Annotated in this window: 17 protein-coding genes; 8 read left to right on the top strand and 9 right to left on the bottom strand. The window is 62.1% G+C overall.

Features of this window, described 5'->3' with window-relative positions:
- The coding region (locus AC0L2Z_RS10485) for a coiled-coil domain-containing protein (protein WP_473627812.1) at positions 1–3,554 on the bottom strand (3,554 nt) is incomplete at its 3' end.
- Between the two features lie 288 nt (positions 3,555–3,842).
- Here AC0L2Z_RS10485 and AC0L2Z_RS10480 point away from each other — a divergent pair.
- From AC0L2Z_RS10480 to AC0L2Z_RS10470, 3 genes are all read left to right on the top strand, one after another.
- Entirely contained in the window at positions 3,843–4,211 is a 369-nt protein-coding gene (locus tag AC0L2Z_RS10480; RefSeq protein ID WP_027151987.1) for an Hpt domain-containing protein, read from the top strand.
- A gap of 100 nt (positions 4,212–4,311) precedes the next feature.
- Positions 4,312–4,632 carry a 2Fe-2S iron-sulfur cluster-binding protein gene (locus tag AC0L2Z_RS10475; RefSeq protein ID WP_006334837.1) on the top strand — a complete coding sequence of 107 codons (321 nt, stop codon included), beginning with the start codon at positions 4,312–4,314 and terminating at the stop codon, positions 4,630–4,632.
- 207 nt (positions 4,633–4,839) lie between these two features.
- Positions 4,840–5,868, top strand: a complete 1,029-nt coding sequence (locus tag AC0L2Z_RS10470; RefSeq protein WP_128244846.1) for an NAD(P)/FAD-dependent oxidoreductase — start codon at positions 4,840–4,842, stop codon at positions 5,866–5,868.
- Positions 5,869–5,910: 42 nt separating this feature from the next.
- On the opposite strand, the gene AC0L2Z_RS10465 is transcribed toward AC0L2Z_RS10470, so the two are convergent.
- Positions 5,911–6,528, bottom strand: coding sequence for a DUF922 domain-containing Zn-dependent protease (locus AC0L2Z_RS10465; protein ID WP_031255671.1), 618 nt, complete (start codon positions 6,526–6,528; stop codon positions 5,911–5,913).
- Positions 6,529–6,612: 84 nt separating this feature from the next.
- Between AC0L2Z_RS10465 and folP the strand changes: the two genes are divergently transcribed.
- The 3 genes from folP to folK all read left to right on the top strand — a co-directional run bounded on the left by folP (position 6,613) and on the right by folK (position 8,405).
- Positions 6,613–7,455, top strand: a complete 843-nt coding sequence (gene folP, locus AC0L2Z_RS10460) for a dihydropteroate synthase (protein ID WP_023801134.1) — start codon at positions 6,613–6,615, stop codon at positions 7,453–7,455.
- Between the two features lie 94 nt (positions 7,456–7,549).
- Positions 7,550–7,909, top strand: a complete 360-nt coding sequence (gene folB, locus AC0L2Z_RS10455; protein ID WP_023801135.1) for a dihydroneopterin aldolase — start codon at positions 7,550–7,552, stop codon at positions 7,907–7,909.
- Positions 7,893–8,405: a 2-amino-4-hydroxy-6-hydroxymethyldihydropteridine diphosphokinase gene (gene folK / locus AC0L2Z_RS10450; RefSeq protein ID WP_473627811.1), complete on the top strand. Its 513-nt coding sequence runs from the start codon at positions 7,893–7,895 to the stop codon at positions 8,403–8,405. The genes folB and folK overlap by 17 nt, the downstream gene beginning before the upstream one ends.
- Positions 8,406–8,458: 53 nt before the next feature.
- Here folK and AC0L2Z_RS10445 read toward each other — a convergent pair whose 3' ends face one another.
- Both AC0L2Z_RS10445 and AC0L2Z_RS10440 read right to left on the bottom strand, forming a co-directional pair.
- The gene (locus AC0L2Z_RS10445; RefSeq protein ID WP_031255672.1) at positions 8,459–9,007 is read right to left on the bottom strand and encodes a DUF924 family protein; all 549 of its coding nucleotides are present in this window, start codon (positions 9,005–9,007) and stop codon (positions 8,459–8,461) included.
- 18 nt (positions 9,008–9,025) lie between these two features.
- The gene (locus AC0L2Z_RS10440; protein ID WP_473627809.1) at positions 9,026–10,861 is read right to left on the bottom strand and encodes a monovalent cation:proton antiporter-2 (CPA2) family protein; all 1,836 of its coding nucleotides are present in this window, start codon (positions 10,859–10,861) and stop codon (positions 9,026–9,028) included.
- 252 nt (positions 10,862–11,113) lie between these two features.
- On the opposite strand from AC0L2Z_RS10440, the gene AC0L2Z_RS10435 reads away from it, so the two are divergent.
- Positions 11,114–11,380, top strand: a complete 267-nt coding sequence (locus AC0L2Z_RS10435) for a hypothetical protein (protein WP_473627808.1) — start codon at positions 11,114–11,116, stop codon at positions 11,378–11,380.
- A 249-nt stretch (positions 11,381–11,629) separates the two neighbouring features.
- Here the strand turns inward: AC0L2Z_RS10435 and AC0L2Z_RS10430 are convergent, their stop codons facing one another.
- The 4 genes from AC0L2Z_RS10430 to AC0L2Z_RS10415 form a co-directional block, all read right to left on the bottom strand.
- Positions 11,630–12,184: a hypothetical protein gene (locus AC0L2Z_RS10430; RefSeq protein ID WP_473627806.1), complete on the bottom strand. Its 555-nt coding sequence runs from the start codon at positions 12,182–12,184 to the stop codon at positions 11,630–11,632.
- A 190-nt stretch (positions 12,185–12,374) separates the two neighbouring features.
- Positions 12,375–13,463, bottom strand: coding sequence for a YcjF family protein (locus AC0L2Z_RS10425; RefSeq protein WP_473627805.1), 1,089 nt, complete (start codon positions 13,461–13,463; stop codon positions 12,375–12,377).
- Positions 13,460–14,956, bottom strand: coding sequence for a YcjX family GTP-binding protein (locus AC0L2Z_RS10420; protein WP_473627803.1), 1,497 nt, complete (start codon positions 14,954–14,956; stop codon positions 13,460–13,462). The genes AC0L2Z_RS10425 and AC0L2Z_RS10420 overlap by 4 nt, the downstream gene beginning before the upstream one ends.
- A gap of 227 nt (positions 14,957–15,183) precedes the next feature.
- Positions 15,184–15,687, bottom strand: coding sequence for a SixA phosphatase family protein (locus AC0L2Z_RS10415; RefSeq protein ID WP_128172365.1), 504 nt, complete (start codon positions 15,685–15,687; stop codon positions 15,184–15,186).
- A gap of 264 nt (positions 15,688–15,951) precedes the next feature.
- Between AC0L2Z_RS10415 and dksA the strand changes: the two genes are divergently transcribed.
- Entirely contained in the window at positions 15,952–16,368 is a 417-nt protein-coding gene (gene dksA, locus AC0L2Z_RS10410) for an RNA polymerase-binding protein DksA (RefSeq protein WP_006202025.1), read from the top strand.
- 98 nt (positions 16,369–16,466) lie between these two features.
- Here the strand turns inward: dksA and AC0L2Z_RS10405 are convergent, their stop codons facing one another.
- Entirely contained in the window at positions 16,467–17,213 is a 747-nt protein-coding gene (locus tag AC0L2Z_RS10405; protein WP_287175215.1) for a flagellar biosynthetic protein FliO, read from the bottom strand.
- Positions 17,214–17,320: the final 107 nt, after the last annotated feature.

Raw genomic sequence — 17,320 nt, 5'->3', positions numbered from 1 at the left:
CCGGCAACCAGCCCGTCGATGCTCGACCGGCTTTCGGCCAGCTTGGCGAGATCGTCTTCGAGCGCCTTCGACAGGATCGAGCGGTCTTCCGCAAGCTTTTCGGACTGCTCCGATATAACGCTTTTGATCGTGTTGAGATCGGACTCGAGCGCGCGCTTGAGAATGTCGCGACCCTCGGCCAGTTTCTCGACCTGCCCGGTAACCAGCCCATCGATGCTCGACCGGCTTTCCGCCAATTTGGCGAGATCCTCTTCGAGCGCCTGGGACAGGGTCGAGCGATCTGCGGCGAGCCTGTTCATGTGATCGGAGATAAGGCCGTTCACGCTCTGCAGGTCGGTTTCCAACGCCTTCGAGAGCTGATCACGGTCTTCCGCCAGCTTTTCCGACTGGCCTGATAGGACCTCCTTGATCGTGTTGAGATCGGATTCCAGCGCGCGCTTGAGGATGTCGCGGCCCTCGGCCAGTTTCTCGACCTGGCCGGCAACCAGCCCGTCGATGCTCGACCGGCTTTCGGCCAGCTTGGCGAGATCGTCTTCGAGCGCCTTCGACAGGATTGAACGGTCCTCGGCGAGCCTGTTCATGTGATCGGAGATAAGGCCATTCACGCCCTGCAGGTCGGTTTCCAACGCTCGCGCCAGTTGACCACGATCTTCCGCCAGCTTTTCGGACTGGTCTGATAGAACGCTTTTGATCGTGTTGAGATCGGATTCGAGCGCGCGCTTGAGGATGTCGCGACCTTCGGCCAGTTTCTCGACCTGCCCGGTGACCAGCCCATCGATGCTCGACCGGCTTTCCGCCAGCTTGGCGAGATCGTCTTCGAGCGCCTTCGACAGGATTGAACGGTCCTCGGAGAGCCTGTTCATGTGATCAGAGATAAGGCCATTGACGCTCTGCAGGTCGGTTTCCAACGCCTTCGAGAGCTGACCACGGTCTTCCGCCAGCTTTTCGGACTGGCCTGATATGACCTCCTTGATCGTGTTGAGATCGGATTCGAGCGCGCGCTTGAGGATGTTGCGGCCTTCGGCCAGCTTCTCGACCTGACCGGCGACCAGCCCGTCGATGCTCGACCGGCTTTCCGCCAATTTGGCAAGGTCTGCCTCGAGCGTTTGCGAAAGCAGGCTGCGATCGTCGGCGAGCCTGCCCGAATGGTCCTCGATCAGGCCTCGGATGCCCGACAGGTCGTCTTGGAGCGAACGCGAAAGCTCGCTGCGGTCTTCCGCCAGTTTGGCGGAATGGGTCTCGATGAGACCCTTGATGCCGACAATGTCGGTTTCCAACGCCTTGGCGAGTAAGGCGCGACCTTCGGCGATCTTCTCGACCTGGCCAGCGACCAGGCCGTCGATGCTGGCGCGACTGTCGGCCAGCTTGCCGAGATCGGCATCGAGAGCGCGTGAAAGAATGCTGCGGCCTTCGGCGAGCTTTCCAACATGGCCGGCAACCATTTCGTCAATGATCGTGCGGGCTTGCACAAGTTTTCCGGAGTCTTCATTCAAGGCCTGCGAAAGCCTGCTGCGGCCCTCTTCGAGCCGTTCGAGATGGCTGCCGAGCGACGCATCGATGGCGGCGCGCGACTCGTTGACCTTGCGCAGATCCTCCTCCAGGGCGCGCGAGATCAGGTTGCGGCCTTCGGAAAGCTTTTGCACCTGGTCGGTGACAGCCGCGTCGATGCCGGCGCGGCTTTCGGCGAATTTCTCCAGATCGGCCTGCATGGCCGCCGTCATGTGTTCGCGGCTTTCGGAAAGCTTGCGGCTGTGGTTCTCGACAGCCTCCTCGATGCCGACGCGGGCATCGGCAAGCCGCTGGATGTCGGCGTCGAAGGCGCGCGACACCACATGACGGGCCGCTTCCATGCGGCCGGCGAAATCGCCGGCGCGTGCTTCGAGCATCGACGAGGTCGACGAAACGATGTCGGCCATGTCGGCGCCGATCTGGGTCTTGCCCTGATCGATCATCGCCGAAAGCGTCTCCTTGCTCTCCTGGAAGGTATGGGCGATTTCGCGCGCGCGCTCGACGAGGGTCTCGTTGATCTGGCGTGCGCGGGCCTCGAGCGCGGCGTTGAGCTTTTGGGTGCCGGTGTCCAGCGCTTCGGCGCGGGTCTGGAACTCACTGATCAGCACCTGGCCGCGTTCGGCCAGCGTCCGCTCGATGCCGTCAAGGCTGGCTTCAAATTCGGAGTTGAGCGTGCGTGCGGCGCCGCCGAGCAGCGACACCATGCCGGAGGTCCGATCGTCGAGCAGATCGGTCAGCGACCGGGTGAGGCCGTCGGTCGTCTCCGTCAGCTTGGCAATGCGTGTGTCGAGAAGGCTGGCGAAGGCCTCGCCGGAGGTCGACAGCCGGTCAGTGATGGATTCGAGCCGGCCTTCCACCGAATCGAAGATCGACAGCGAGCTTTGGTTGATCCTGTCGATCAGCGTGTCGCCGGAATTGGTGATGGTCATCGACAGGTTGGTCGAGGCGTTGAGGATGCTGTCGCGAATGATGTCGCTGGCAGCCCCGATTTCGTCCTTCAGCGTCTCATGCGCGCCGGTGATCGAGGCGCGCACGCGTTCGGCGTGGGTGACCACCGCTTCGCGCTCGCTGCCCAGCCCGTCGACAAGCGAGCGGATGCGGGATTCATTCTCCGAATAGGAGCGCTCGATCTGGTTGACCTCGCTGTGGACCAGGGTTTCGAGCTCGACGGCACGTGCAAGCGTGCGCTCGATGCCTTCACCCATGGCCGCAACCTCGCGGCGCACGGCTTGCCCGATCATCATGACGCGATCCTGGGCGATTTGCTCCGGCTCGGTCAGGCGGAAAGCCACTTCCGTCATCGACTGAGCGGCGATGCGCATCTCCTGCGCGCGGCGAATCATGGCTGCAAACGCCCAGAACAGGAGGACCGGCAGGATCGCAGCGATTGCCAGGCCAATCAGTTCGGGACGGGCGAAAAACTGGCCGGGCGTGCGGATTTGCCAAATGCCTGGGCCAAACAGCAGGTTTGCCAATGCACCGGCGCCCGCGACCCAGGCGAGCGAAACGAGCGCCACGACCCAGTAGATCGTGTTCGAGGCACGCCGATTGAGGGTGTGCAGCAGCGTCTTGTAATCTTTTTGACGAGGATCGTTGGCCGGCGTGAAGCCGGCCGACTGCGTGCCATTGCGCGTTTCGACAGGGCGCATTTCAACGGGGCGCGTTTCAACAGGGCGCAGCTCAGCAGGGCGCGGTTCAGCCTGCTTGGCGTTTGCCGCCTCTCTCTGGTCCTGGGCTTTCTGGTCCTGATTGGCGGCAAGCTCGGCATTCTGGCTCTGGTTGACGACAGGCTCGGCATCCTGATTCTGGTTGGCGACAGGCTCGGCATCCTGGTTCTGGTTGGCGACAGCCTCGGCATCCTGGTCACGGCCCTCGCGTGCCAACTCGTCGGCCGCCTGCGATATCTGCGCTTCCAGATCCTCCATCGACGCGGCGATGTCGAGGTCGCCGTCGGCATCGCTGTTCAGATCGATTTCAAGTGCTTTTTCGAGTTCCCTGGCTACGTCGTTGTCGAGCGTTCTTGTCGTCGTTGTTTTCTTCGCCATGCCTTCGCTACCCTGTACAAGCTGCCGCGGGACTTGTGATTTTGCTTTTCGTGTCCCACGCAAGAGGCTGAAAATGGACCTTTCGTATCGTAATGACACACCGGGGTAAAGAAAACACGCATTCGGTGCGATACGTAAAACTTTAAATATAAGGTTAACAGAACTGTGATTCCGGCGCCCCTATCGCAACATTTTTCCGGGCCAATCGTTAACCCGTCGTCCACAGGATGGGCCTATTTTTTGGCGGCTGCCTATTTTTGGCGGCTGGAAGAACGGAGTTGCAGAGTCATGCGTGGCGAAAACGGCATTGCCTTCTCGATGCCCGGCGGCGATGTGTCGGGAACGGCCGGGTCGCGGCCCGTGGACTTGGCGCATCTGGCGCGTCAGACGATGGGCGACCGCAGCCTCGAACAGGAGGTGCTGGCGCTGTTCGTGCAGCAGGCATTGTCGGTGCGCGACAGGATCGTCGACGCCGATGTGAAACAAAGACTGCTCCTGGCGCACGGGCTGAAAGGCTCGGCGCGCGGCGTCGGCGCCTTCGCTGTTGCCGATTGCGCCGGCGCGATCGAACTTCAACCTGAAGATACCAATACCCTCAAGCGGCTTGGCTCCCTGATCGAAGAAGTCCGCGATTTCGTCGCCGCCATCAGCCGTTAAACCCATTTCCGAAAAAAACGGCATGGAGCGCCGCTTTCGCGCCGCAGTTGACTTGTCTGCGGGAGTGATTATCTCGGCTGGGACTCCCTTCAGGTGACAAATGACCAAGCTGACCTTCATCGCCCATGACGGCACACATTTTGACGTGGATGCCGAAAACGGCTCGACCGTCATGGAGAATGCGATCCGCAACGCCGTGCCGGGGATCGAGGCCGAATGCGGCGGCGCTTGCGCCTGCGCGACCTGCCATGTCTATGTCGATGAGGCATGGACGGCGGAGGTCGGCGAGCCGGAAGCGATGGAAGAGGACATGCTGGACTTCGCCTACGACGTCCAGCCGAACTCACGGCTCTCCTGTCAGATCAAGGTGCGCGACGCTCTCGACGGCCTGGTTGTGCGCGTGCCCGCCCGCCAGGGCTGAAGCGTGGAGGCTTAAGCGGGGGATATAGCCGATTTTTCCGGCGCCGGCTTGGCAGCGGGCCAATGGTCATGCAGTGTCGCGCCGTTCTCTACAGCGCCGCACGTTCCCTGGACCACGCAAAGCACGCTGTAGCACGGTGATTTGGCGCAGGATCCCCGGCGAGAATCGATTCCGATTTTCGGGGTCATGCGCATCGAAGGCGCATTCATGACCGATATCATCAGGACGGACGTATTGATTGTCGGGGCGGGGCCCGTCGGCCTGTTCGCCGTGTTCGAGCTCGGCCTCTTCGACATGACATGCCATCTGATCGACATACTCGATCGGCCCGGCGGGCAATGCGCCGAACTCTATCCGGAAAAGCCGATCTACGACATTCCCGGCTGGCCATCGATCTCGGCCCAGGGCCTGGTCGACAGACTGCTTGAGCAGATCGCGCCGTTCAAGCCCGACTTCACCTTCAACCGCATGGTCTCGAGCCTCGAAAAGCTCGAGGACGGCAGCTTTCGCGTCATCACCGACGAGAACGAGGTGTTTGAAGCCAAGATTGTGGTTATCGCCGCCGGCGGCGGCTCTTTCCAGCCGAAGCGGCCGCCAATTCCGGGCATCGAGCTTTATGAGGGCAAGAGCGTCTTCTACTCGGTGCGCCGGATGGAGGAATTCCGCGGCCACGACCTGGTTATCGTCGGCGGCGGCGATTCGGCGCTCGACTGGACGCTGAACCTGCAGCCGGTGGCCAAGAGCGTGACGCTGGTGCACCGGCGGCCGGAGTTCCGCGCGGCGCCAGACAGCGTCAACAAGATGTACGCCATGCAGGAGATGAAGGAACTGGATTTCCATGTCGGGCAGGTGACCGGGTTGACCGGCACGGACGGCCATCTCTCGGCGGCGACCATCAAGGGACCCGACGGTGACACCGAGGTGCCGTGCACTCGGTTGCTGCCGTTCTTCGGGCTGACCATGAAGCTCGGACCGATCGCCGAGTGGGGGCTCAATCTTCATGAGAACCTGATCCCGGTCGACACCGAGAAATTCCAGACGTCGGTACCGGGCATCTTCGCCGTCGGCGACATCAACTGGTATCCCGGCAAGCTGAAGCTGATCCTGTCGGGCTTCCATGAGGTCGCGCTGATGGCGCAGGCGGCCAAGCGCATCGTCAGCCCCGGCGAGCGCATCGTATTCCAGTATACGACGTCATCGACCAGCCTGCAGAAGAAGCTCGGCGTCGCCGGCTGAGTCTCTTACTCGACGAGAATCGCCCTTACCGTCTGGCCGAAGCTAACCCGGCAGCCGGCCGTTTTCGATGCGCTTCATGCGATAGCGCAGCAGCCGCAGGATGCGGCTTTCGAAATTGATGGTTTCGACGCGATCGAACTGCATCTGAGCGCGGTCGTGCTTGGCAAGAATAGCGGCGGAGATCTCCGCTGCCTTGGCCTTGGCCTCCTGGCACGTCTTGCGCGGGTGGGTCGCCTTCAGCGCATCCTCGAGTTCGCCGGCATGGTTCTTGGCGATCTCGACATGGCGGTCCTCATGACGCTTGATGTCGGCCGACAATGTATCCCAAAACAGCCTTACGCCGGCATCAGCCTTGCGCGGGCGGCGCCACTCGGGAAGGATCACCTTGACCTTGACGGTGACATCGGCGTCGGCAATCGCGCAGGAGTTAGATCTTTCCGCATAGCTGACGCGGGTGGTGAACGCCATCTGCGTGGCGCCTGGATGCCGCATCCCGGTGCTTTTCACCCGAGGTCCAAGTTTCGTAAGCTGGGATCCGATATCATCGAGCGTTCTGCCGCCGATGCTGAAATAGCTATATGTCTTCACCAAATTCGCCGTGCCCGCCGGCAAGGCGGAACAAGCAAGCATCAGGGCGCAAAGCAGGGATCGTTTCATCATGTTGCCTCTTTGCCTACCTTGCGCTACCGCCGTTGCCGACGCAACGGAATTGATCTTTGGTGGATCACACATGGTTTATCGACAATGACGACAGGGCGATGGCAGCTGGCGCATGGGCGCCATCTCGACCTTGGCGGCAAGGCGGTGATCGTCGGTATACTCAATGTCACGCCGGACAGTTTTTCTGACGGCGGACTGTTCGTCGCGCCCGAACAGGCGATTGCCCAGGCGCGCCGGATGGCGGAAGAGGGGGCCTCCGTCATTGACGTCGGTGGCGAATCGACACGCCCCGGCGCATCTCCGGTAGCCATCGAGGAAGAGCAGGCCCGCGTGCTGCCTGTCATCGAGGCGCTCGCCGGGCTCGGCGAGGCGCTGATTTCGGTCGACACCTATCGCGAGGACACCGCCCGGCTTGCCGTCGCCGCCGGCGCGCATATCCTCAACGACGTCTGGGGTCTGCAACGCGAACCGGGCATCGCGCGGGTCGCGGCCGAAACCGGCGCCGGGCTTGTCATCATGCACACCGGGCGTGACAGGCAAAAACTGCCCGACGTGATCGAGGATCAGTTTTTCTTCCTCGGGAAGTCCCTGGAAATCGCCCGGCGAAGCGGCGTTGCCGACGACCAGATCGTGCTCGATCCGGGCTTTGGCTTCGCCAAGGAAACCGCGGAGGAAAATCTCGACCTGATGGCACGGTTTTCCGAGCTCGATGTCTTGGGCTTTCCGCTGATGGCCGGTACATCGCGAAAGCGCTTCATCGGCGCCGTCACCGGCCGCGACGCCTCGGCCAGAGACGCCGGAACAGCGGCGACGAGCGTCATACTGAGGCTCAAGGGCGCGCGGCTTTTTCGCGTCCACGATGTCGCAATCAATGTGGATGCGCTGGCGGTTGCGGATGCTATGCTGGCGCGTGAAACCGCCGAATAGCCCGCAAATCGAAATGCGTAGATCAAAGGCCTTAGAGCGTAGTCTGTGCGCCCAAGCGGACGCGTATCGCTCCAATCGAGCAGGACGCTGAGCGATGTATATCATCCGCATGAAAAATTGCGCTTTCTTCGCTCGGCACGGCGTGCTGGATGAGGAGGAGACGCTCGGCCAGCGTTTCTATGTCGACGCTGCGCTCACCGTCGAACCCGGCCGCGCGCTGGTCGATGATTCCATTGAGGATACCGTCCACTATGGCATTGCCTTCGGGGTGATCGAAAAGATCATCACCGGGGAGAGGCGTTTTCTGATAGAAGCGCTGGCGCTGGAGGTGGCCCGGGCGCTGACAGCCCGCTTTCCCCAGATAAAAAAGGCCGAGATCACTGTGCGCAAGCCGAACGCGCCGGTGCCCGGCGTGCTCGATCATGTCGAGGTGACCGTTGCCTGGCCCCAATAACACGGTCTACCTCAGCCTTGGCGGCAATCTCGGCGACCCGGCAAGGTCGATGGGCGCGGCGCTGCGCATGCTGGACGCCGACGGGAACACGCGCGTCGTTGTCGTCTCCTCGCTTTACCGCACGCCGCCCTGGGGCAAGCTCGACCAGCCGGACTTTCTCAATGCGGCCGCCGAAATTTCGACCGTGCTCGCGCCACATGCATTGCTCGATCTCTGTCTCGACGTCGAGCGCAGGCTGAAGCGGGTGCGCGAGGAGCGCTGGGGTCCACGGCTGATCGACATCGACATTCTGGTGTTCGGCGATCGGATCATCCACGAAACCGGGCTGGAAGTGCCGCATCCGCGCATGCTGGAGCGCGCCTTCGTTCTTGCGCCGCTGGCCGAGATCGCGCCTGACCTCACCGTCGACGGCAGAAGCATGGCAGAGCGGCTTGCCGCTCTCGACAGCGCCGGCATCGAGCAATTGTCGTCCGGCCGGGATTGGTGGCTGACCTAAAGCATCGAACCAAAACCTCTAACCATTTTTGGCTCCGATGCACTGAGCTCAGCTCAGCCGGAAAACCCGCCGCCGTCGAGGAACACCTGTTCCTCCGGCGTCGTCTCGCGGCCAAGCATCCTGTTTCGATGCGGAAAACGGCCGAAGCGCTGAATGATCTCCAGGTGCTCGACGGCATACTTCAGATAGGATTGGGCTTTGGCGGTGGTGAGGTCCACCGATTTGAGCTGGTCGGCGAGATGCTCCGAATGCTCATAAGGCAAATAGAGGAAGACGCGAAGCTCTTCGTCGAGCGCCAGATCCTGGCCGGCGGCGATCGCCTTTTCGGCAAAATGCCTTGCCAGCGGGTCGGTGGCATACATATGGCCGGTGCCGCGAAAGCAGTTTCGCGGGAACTGGTCGAGCAGGATCATCAGCGCCAGTGAGCCTTCGGCATGCTCCGACCATCCGTCGCATTCACGCCGCGCGGCAGCGTAATGCAGCTCGAGAAACCAGTTGCGGAACTCCGCGTCGAAGGCGTCATTCTTCTCGAACCATGCATCTTTCCCGGCGTCACGCCAGAATTTGGTGACGGAGAGCGCGCGCTCGTCCAGTTCGATCATCTGTTTGCTCTCCAATGTTTAGTCGGCAGGCTCGGATTTGTGCAGAACGCCGGCGGTTTCTTCATTGAGCGCCTGACCGGAGCGGCGCGGCTGGCTGAGCGGTGTCGGAATGGGTGTGCCGATATTGCCCTTGAGGAAGCGCGCTCCGGCGCGAACCCCTTCGGCGAGCTGCAACTCGAAACGGGCGGAATCGCGGTGGCGGACGTCCTCGATCACCTCGGCGACTTCCTCGGGGTCGACGCCCAGTGCTTCCAGCGTGGAGCCGCCGAAGACAAGCGCTGATTCGAAGGTTTCGCGAATCTGGAAATCGACGTCGGCACGTATCAACTGCAGCGCGGTTCCGCGGTCGAAAGCGCGTGCCAGCACGGTGAGCAGGGGAAACTCCGCCTTGATCAGCTTTGCGATGCGGACGGCGACATCGGGCTTGTCGACGCAGATCAACACGGCGCGCGCGCGGCCGGCGCCGGCGGCACGCAGAATGTCCACCCGCGTGCCGTCGCCATAATAGACCTTGAAACCGAAATCGGCCGCCGCCTGGATCATCTCGACCTCATTGTCGATGATCGAGACGTCGATCCCGCGCAGCAGAAGCGGCTGGCTGGCGATTTGGCCGAAGCGGCCGAAGCCGATGATCAGCACGCTGCCGGTCAGGCCATCGGCGATGTCGACGCCTTCGAGCGACTGCTCGTCGCGTGGCGTCAGATACCGCAATGCCAGAATGGCCAGCGGCGTCAGCACCATGGAGATGATGACGATCGCCGTCAGCGTCGCGTTAGCCTGGCTGTCGATGATGCCGACCGCCGCCGCGGCGGAATAGAGAACGAAGGCGAATTCGCCGCCTTGCGCCATGAAGACGGCGCGCTCGAGCGCCTCCCGGTGGCCGGTCTTGAGGATGCGGGCGACGAGATAGATGCCGATCGCCTTTATCACCATGTAGGCGACGACGTAGATGGCGACAAGCCGCCAGCTCTGGGCAACCACGTGCAGGTCGAGCGACATGCCGACAGCGAGGAAGAACAGCCCGAGCAGCACACCGCGGAAGGGTTCGATGTCGGCCTCGAGCTGATGGCGGAAGGTGGATTCCGACAACAGCACGCCGGCCAGGAAAGCGCCCATCGCCATCGACAGGCCGCTGAGCTGCATGGCAAGCGCCGACCCCAGAACGACCAGAAGAGCGGCGGCGGTCATCACTTCGCGGGCGCGGGCATCCGCCAGGATGCGGAAGAACGGATTGAGCAGGTAACGCCCGGCCAGCACCAGCCCGACGATGGCGGCAAGACCGATGCCCACCTCCGTCAGCCGCTGCGTCAAGCTCATATCGGCGCCGCCCGGTGCCAGGAAAGCGATCAGCGCCAGCAGCGGCACGATCGCCAGGTCTTCGAGCAGCAGGATGGAGACGATGCGCTGGCCTTTGGGCGCGGCCATCTCACCGCGTTCCTCCAGAAGCTGCATGACGATCGCCGTCGAGGTCAGCACGAAACCGGCGCCGGCGACGAAGGATTGCGAGACCGGAAAACCTCCCGCCAGTCCGACCCCGGTCAGCAACAGCGCGCACACGCCGACCTGCAATGCGCCAAGGCCAAAGATCTCTCGCCTGAGGCCCCACAGCCGTGACGGCTGCATCTCCAGCCCGATGATGAACAGGAACATGACGACGCCGAGCTCGGCGACGTGAAGAATGGCTTCCGATTCGGAAAAGATGCCGATGCCGAACGGGCCGATGACCACGCCGGCCGCCAGATAGCCGAGGATGGAGCCAAGCCCGATGCGCTTGAAGATCGGCACGGCGACAACACCTGCGGCGAGCAGCGCCACGACGTGGATCAAATCGCTGCCCGCTGCTTCTGCCGCCATGCCTGCCGTTCCGTTCTCTCTAGGGACCGCTGCACGTGCTGCGGCATCGAGCGGCAAAGATAGGGGCTTCGGTTGAGATCGAACAGTCCGAATCCGGAAACTGGTGCAGCAGTGTTGCAGGCGCGCTCCACAACTTTATCCACCGGCTGCGTTGTGTGTTGCAGAAATCGGGCGCTAAGGACGCCGCGGCCTTGGCCGTGAGGGGCGGATGACGATCAAGTCGGCCGCCTTTTTTTGAGGGAGACGACTGACATGAAGACATTTTTGCTTGTTGCCGTTGGCATCGCGGCGCTTGCCGGATCGGCCTGCTCGAAGGCGCCGGACTGCACCACCGAAATGCTGACCAAGAAGGCCCAGGACATGACCGCAGCCCCTCAGGAGGCAATTACCAAGGATCCGGCCAAGGCAGCCGATCTCACCGCCAAGGTCCAGGCGGTCACAACCAAGTATCAGGGCGCGACGACGGCGGAGGAGGCCTGCAAGCCCTATGACGAGCTGACTGCCGCCATCAAGGCCTGAGAATCGATTTGAGTTTTGCTAAAAGAAGCGGTGGCCGTGGCTGCCGCTTTTTTAGTGAATAGTGAATAGTGAATAGTGAATAGTGAATAGTGAATAGTGAATAGTGAGTAGTCAGTAGTCAGTAGTCAGTAGTCAGTAGTCAGTAGTGAGTATCTAATTCCATTCACCATTCACCATTCACCATTCACCATTCACCATTCACTAAATTGCACAGCGCGTTGCATTTTCACTGGATGCGCAGAGGATCGTTCAGTTCGGCGCGATGGAGCCGACTTCGAGCGTATCGACGCGCTTCAGCTTCATGCCGATGACCGGCACCAATTGCTGGTCGACGCGCACCGCAACCGTCACTGTCATCGAATTGTCGTTGGGGACAAGAGCCTGCATGACGCCGCGCAACTGGTTACGGTTGATGGTGAAGACGACCTTGTTGGCGCTGACCACATTGCCGCCGATGATGTCGAGACCGGAACCGGCGGCACCGCCCATGAAGCTGCCCTTGTAGCCCTCGCGGCCCTTGTGCTGGATCGTCGCCGACATCTGCTGGGTGAACATGCCGACCCGGCAACCGCCGTCGAGCGACATGCCGATCTTGCCGTCCGGCGTCGAACCGGTGAAATTGCAGGTGAATCTCGTGCCCTTGTATTTGCCGGCGACGATTTCCCCCGGGCCGACCCATTCGCCTTTCACCGATTGAAAGAACTTCTTGTCCTGTTCTGCCGCAAAGGTCTTTTCGGCCATGCCGGCGGTTGTTGAAACCACGACTGCCATGGGCAGGACGCTAGACAAGATCACGCTTTTCATCGACGACACCCGGCAACAAAGAGACTGGTTTGGAACCCGTCCGACCATGAACAAGATTGGTTAATGCTTCGTCACCGGTTGCGGATGACCCCGAAAATCGGACGCGATTTGCGCTGGGATCATGGGCAAAACAAACGTGTTGCAGCATCCCTTGGCGCGCCACCAGGACGTGCCGCGTCGGAGACGGTCGTCAGGTGTCGGAAGCGGATGTTTCCTTCTGCTTTTTGGTTGCAAATGATGTCAGCGCGGACAGGAAATCGCCCATGCCGGGCCGCCTCGCGGCGCTGAAGGGCAGGGGCCTTGCGGTCTCCATCGCAGCAATGCCGATGCGCGCCGTCATCATGCCGTTGACGACGCCTTCGCCAAGTTTTGCCGAGAGCCGGGCGGCAAGGCCATGGCCGACGATCTGCTGCACGAAACTGTCGCCGACGGCAATCGAGCCGGTCACCGCCAGATGGGCGAGAACGCTGCGTGCCAGCCGGAAGAACCCCAGCGTGCCCGGCCGGCCGCCATAAAGCTCCGACAGGCGGCGAATCAGCCGGCCGGCTTCGAACACGACATAGGCGACGTCGACCAGAGCGCGAGGGCTGACCGCCGTCACCAGCGACACACGCTTTGCCGCTTCGAGGATCATCACCTTGGCGCGTGCATCAAGGGGGCCGAGGATTTCGGTCTCGGCCAGGCGCACCAGATTGCCGCCGTCGATGATCTCGTCGCGCAAGTCTGCCAGGGCGCGTCTGCCGGCCGCGGTTTCGGGTTTGGCCGCGACAAAGGCCGACAGTTCCTCGACCACGGCGCGAGCGGCTTTCGGATCGTCGCGGGCGATGGCGTCGAGCGCCCGCATCTGCAGCTTTTCGACCTCGGCGAGGCGGGTGATCGCCAGGAACTCGCGGACGAGGATGACCAGAAGCGCGAGCAGCGCGACCACGGCCATCCCGGCGGCCAGCCAGCCCAGCCATTCGGCACGGGCGAACAGATCGCGAATCAGCCGGTCGGTCCAAAGGCCGAGGGCCAGCGAAACCAGAACGCCCAATGCGCCGAAGAACAGGCTGACTGATATCGAGCGCTGCCGCGGCGCGGTCGCCGGCGGCGGTTCGGCGGCGATGATGTCCGGCTCGTCGAATACGTCGATTTCCGCCGACGTGACGACGGCAAGGTCAGCGTTCACGGTGCGTGGTTTTCTGGCCGCAGCGGCGTCGGGCTGGCGCGAGGCCGCCTGTTGCTTTGGCGGGGCTTCCGGCTCGATGCGAAATGCCGCCGGCTTGCGGGGCGCGGTCATGCCAGATGATCTCCGATCAGGAACTGCAGGGCACGGTCGAGCCTGATATGCGGCAGCGACAGCGTGACGCCTTCGGCAGTGCGTTCGAGTTTTGGCGGGCGAAAGCGCACGAAGCGGATCGCCGGGTCCTCATTGGCCTGCCGATGACCCGGGTTCTGCTGACGGTCTGGTCCGGAGACATCGAACACTGCATCAATTTTCTCCGGCAAGTCACCGGGAAATATGGCTGTTTCTGTTCTGCCATCAAATGTGTCGCCGTTGATCTTTTCACCTTTCAACGGTGTGCCGATGATGACCGGCAGCGTTTCGCGGCCTTGCTTGACCGTGCCTTCCCGAGTCGCTCGCACCGCCGCCAGGGCGACCACGTCGACATCGGCGCCGGTGAAATTCGCCCGCGCCACGGCGCGGTCGGCGAGCCGCCGCACGATCGCCTGCAGCCGGTCATGGCTTTCGTGATGCAGATGGTCCGCCTTTGTCGCCGCCACCAATATGCGGTCGATGCGCCTTGAAAAAAAGTCCGTCAGGAAATTGCCGCGACCGGGGCGGAAGCAGGCGAGGATTTCGGTCACCGCACGTTCGAGATCGGCCATCGCGCCGGGCCCGGCATTCAAGGCCTGCAACGCGTCTATCACAACGATCTGACGGTCGAGGCGCGTGATGTGCTCCCGGAAGAACGGCTTTACGACATGCGTCCTGTAGGCCTCGTAGCGCCGCTCCATCATCGCCTGAAGCGACCGGGGCCGCGCCCGCCGCTCGCTCAGCCCCGGCAACGGCGCGAAGGTCAGCGCCGGTGAGCCCTCAAGGTCGCCGGGCATCAGGAAACGGCCGGGTGGCAGGGTCGAAAGTGCCCGCTCGTCGAGCTTGCATGCCTTGATGTATGCGGCGAAGCTCTCGGCGAGGCGTCGCGCCGTCATCTCATCGGCGTCGGCATTCGGGTCGATTGCGGCGGAGAGCGCGCGCCATTCCTGCGAAAGGTCGGCGCGCACCGGCAGCACGGCCATGTCAAAGGCTTCGCGTGAGAAATCGGCGTAGGATTTGCCGAGCAGCGGCAGGTCAAGCAGCCATTCCCCAGGATAGTCGACGATATCGATCGACAATCTGCCTGATGAGAACATGCGGCTCCAGCCGGAGGCCGATTCATATTCGATGGTAAGCCTCAGCTCGGAAATGGCACGTGTCGAATCCGGCCACAGGCGGTCGTTGACCAAGGCCGCGATGTGGTCCTCGTACTGGAATCGCGGCACGGCGTCATCGGGTTGCTCTTCGAGGAAGGCACGGGCAATACGCCCCGATTTCTGCGCCTCGAACAGCGGCAACCGCCCGCCGTGGATCAGATTGTGGACAAAGGCTGAGATGAACACCGTCTTGCCGGCGCGGGAGAGGCCGGTAACACCCAGCCGCAGCGATGGCGAAAAAAGCCCGGTAGCGCGCCCCGACAGCGTATCCAGGGCAATCTTCGCCTCGTCGGTGAAAGTGGTCAGCGATGATGCCAAAATGCGGTCTCTCGGGGCTTCGGTCCGCCCCGATATAGGCGCTGGCGGCTAGTGTGGCGAATCCGAAATTCGCAGTACCTTGGAGCATCGCAGTGAGCGAATTTCGGATTCTAAGTCACACTGGCAAACCATCGTTTCTAGCGTGGTTTTGGATTTGAAGTTCCTGAACGCTGACGCCATTGAAGTGGCAGGAACGTCAAATCCACCACGCTACGTTTGAAAAGGCGTCAGATATCGGCCGGTGACAGGAAGGCTTCGAGATAGCCGGTGCCTTGCGCGGCGTTGGCAAGACTGCCTGGAAAACGGACGACCGCGAGGCCGGAGGTCGGGAAGCCGTGGTTCAGCATTCCCCTGGCAGCCTCCTCGCCATCGCCCGAAAGCGCGATGGTGAGATCTTCCGTCATTGGATTGTGGCCGACGACGAGCAGCGAGCCTGGCTCGCCATTGCCGCGGATGAGCTTGAGATAGCCGGCGGCATCCTCGCTGTAGAGCGTCTCCAGGAACAGGACCCGGCCCGTATCGGTGTGACCGGCCAGGCCCTCAAGCGTTTGGCGCGCTCGCTTTGCATTCGAGCAAAGGGTCAGGTCCGGAATGTAGTTGCAGGCCCGCATGACCGCACCCATCGTTTCAGCGTCGGCGACGCCGGATGCGTCGAGCGGACGATCGAAATCGCGCATGCCCGGCAGGGCCCATCCGGCCTTCGCATGCCTCAGCAGATAAAGCTTGCTCACCGGTCCCTCGCTTGTGCCAAACACCGAAACTCGTCAAAAGGCGCTGCGGGATTAGTCATGAGAAACGCCTTGCGCACAATGGCCGGCGCCCTACAAACCTAACGAATCATACGCGAATTCGGTCGCGCCCTTCATGCGAATGATGCGGCCCATGGCATTTTGGCAGAGATTAACAATTGCGTGAATCTGTCGTCGATTGCGCTTGTGCAGCATTCGGTCCGTGAATATATAGGCGCCAAATTTGGGGCTGTCTGGGTGAGTCGAATGAACGACATCGTTACCGCCGATTACGTACCCTCCGAAGACGAGCCGTTCATGAACGAGCGGCAGAAATCCTACTTTCGCCTGAAGCTCGTCACCTGGAAGAACGACATACTGCGCGAAGCGCGCGAAACTCTCGAAATCCTGCAGCAGGAAAACGCCAACCACCCCGATCTCGCCGATCGCGCCTCTTCGGAAACCGACCGCGCCATCGAACTTCGCGCCCGAGATCGCCAGCGGAAACTCATTTCAAAGATCGATTCTGCGCTTCAGCGCATCGATGAAGGCACTTACGGCTATTGTGAGGAAACTGGCGAGCCGATCGCGCTGAAGCGGCTCGATGCGCGTCCGATCGCGACCCTGTCGATCGAGGCGCAGGAGCGCCACGAACGCCGCGAGAAGGTCTACCGCGACGACTGAAGCACGGGCGAAGCGTCCAAGCGGGCGAAGCGTCTAAAAGCAGCCAGCGAATTTGTCATGGCCGGTCTCCGGCCATTTTTTTATTGGCTGTTGGCCGGTTATCTCTTCTGGCTGGACAACTCGCCGAGAAGCTTCGTCATCTCGTCATCGAGAGACGACGGCTCTTTCGCCGCCGGCTTGCTCTCCGGCTTGGCGGGGTGCGGGTCATCAAACGGGACCTCGAGCTCCCTCATCAGCGTATCGTCGATGGAATCCTCTTTTGCCGGGGAATTCGGCTTTGCCGGGGAATCCTGTCTTGCCGGCGATGGCGCGTACCGAACGGCATTGGTGTAGGCGGGCAGCGGCGTGATGGTCGTCGATTGAGGGCTTTGCGCTGCTGGCCTCGGCGCCGGGGCGGGCTGATGCGGCCGGCCCGGCGTTGGGGCGTTGCTTGCCGGCTGCGGAGACGGTGTTTGCCTCACTGGCGCGGGAGCCGGTTGCGGCGCGCGCGGCGGCGGTGCCGGCTGATGGCCGCCGCCATCTCCGGTCAGTGCAGGACGGCGCAGCGCCGACAGCCTGATGTCGCGTTCGACGACGACGTCGGTTGGGCCGCCGATCAGCAGCAGGTGCTCGATATCGTCGCGGCGCACCAGCACCAACCGGCGGTGACTGTCGACTGCGGTGGCGTCCATCACCGCCAGCCGCGTCTTGCGGTTCCTGCCGCCGGCAACGAATGTTCCAAAAGTCAGATTGCGGACCAGCTTGATGATGAGGAGAACGATGACCACAAGGACAAGCGCGACGACGGTCCACAGGATCGCCGCGGCATAACCGGGACCCGCCACGCTATCCAGCCACTGCAGCATTGGTGCACCCAAAATCAGCTTTCGAAGAAGACGCGACACTAGACTGTTGCGGCACGCGACTGCAAGTTACGTTTCGCGCTTCGTGAACAGCTTGAAACACCCATTTT

This window comes from Mesorhizobium sp. WSM4850 (assembly GCF_055811735.1).
This window is presented reverse-complemented; position numbering and strand designations above follow the sequence as displayed.

Coding starts and splice junctions, on each gene's coding strand:
- AC0L2Z_RS10480 (WP_027151987.1), top strand. CDS start 3,843: ATGCGTGGCGAAAACGGCATTGCCTTCTCGATGCCCGGCGGCGATGTG.
- AC0L2Z_RS10475 (WP_006334837.1), top strand. CDS start 4,312: ATGACCAAGCTGACCTTCATCGCCCATGACGGCACACATTTTGACGTG.
- AC0L2Z_RS10470 (WP_128244846.1), top strand. CDS start 4,840: ATGACCGATATCATCAGGACGGACGTATTGATTGTCGGGGCGGGGCCC.
- AC0L2Z_RS10465 (WP_031255671.1), bottom strand. CDS start 6,528: ATGATGAAACGATCCCTGCTTTGCGCCCTGATGCTTGCTTGTTCCGCC.
- folP (WP_023801134.1), top strand. CDS start 6,613: ATGACGACAGGGCGATGGCAGCTGGCGCATGGGCGCCATCTCGACCTT.
- folB (WP_023801135.1), top strand. CDS start 7,550: ATGTATATCATCCGCATGAAAAATTGCGCTTTCTTCGCTCGGCACGGC.
- AC0L2Z_RS10445 (WP_031255672.1), bottom strand. CDS start 9,007: ATGATCGAACTGGACGAGCGCGCGCTCTCCGTCACCAAATTCTGGCGT.
- AC0L2Z_RS10440 (WP_473627809.1), bottom strand. CDS start 10,861: ATGGCGGCAGAAGCAGCGGGCAGCGATTTGATCCACGTCGTGGCGCTG.
- AC0L2Z_RS10435 (WP_473627808.1), top strand. CDS start 11,114: ATGAAGACATTTTTGCTTGTTGCCGTTGGCATCGCGGCGCTTGCCGGA.
- AC0L2Z_RS10430 (WP_473627806.1), bottom strand. CDS start 12,184: ATGAAAAGCGTGATCTTGTCTAGCGTCCTGCCCATGGCAGTCGTGGTT.
- AC0L2Z_RS10425 (WP_473627805.1), bottom strand. CDS start 13,463: ATGACCGCGCCCCGCAAGCCGGCGGCATTTCGCATCGAGCCGGAAGCC.
- dksA (WP_006202025.1), top strand. CDS start 15,952: ATGAACGACATCGTTACCGCCGATTACGTACCCTCCGAAGACGAGCCG.
- AC0L2Z_RS10405 (WP_287175215.1), bottom strand. CDS start 17,213: ATGCTGCAGTGGCTGGATAGCGTGGCGGGTCCCGGTTATGCCGCGGCG.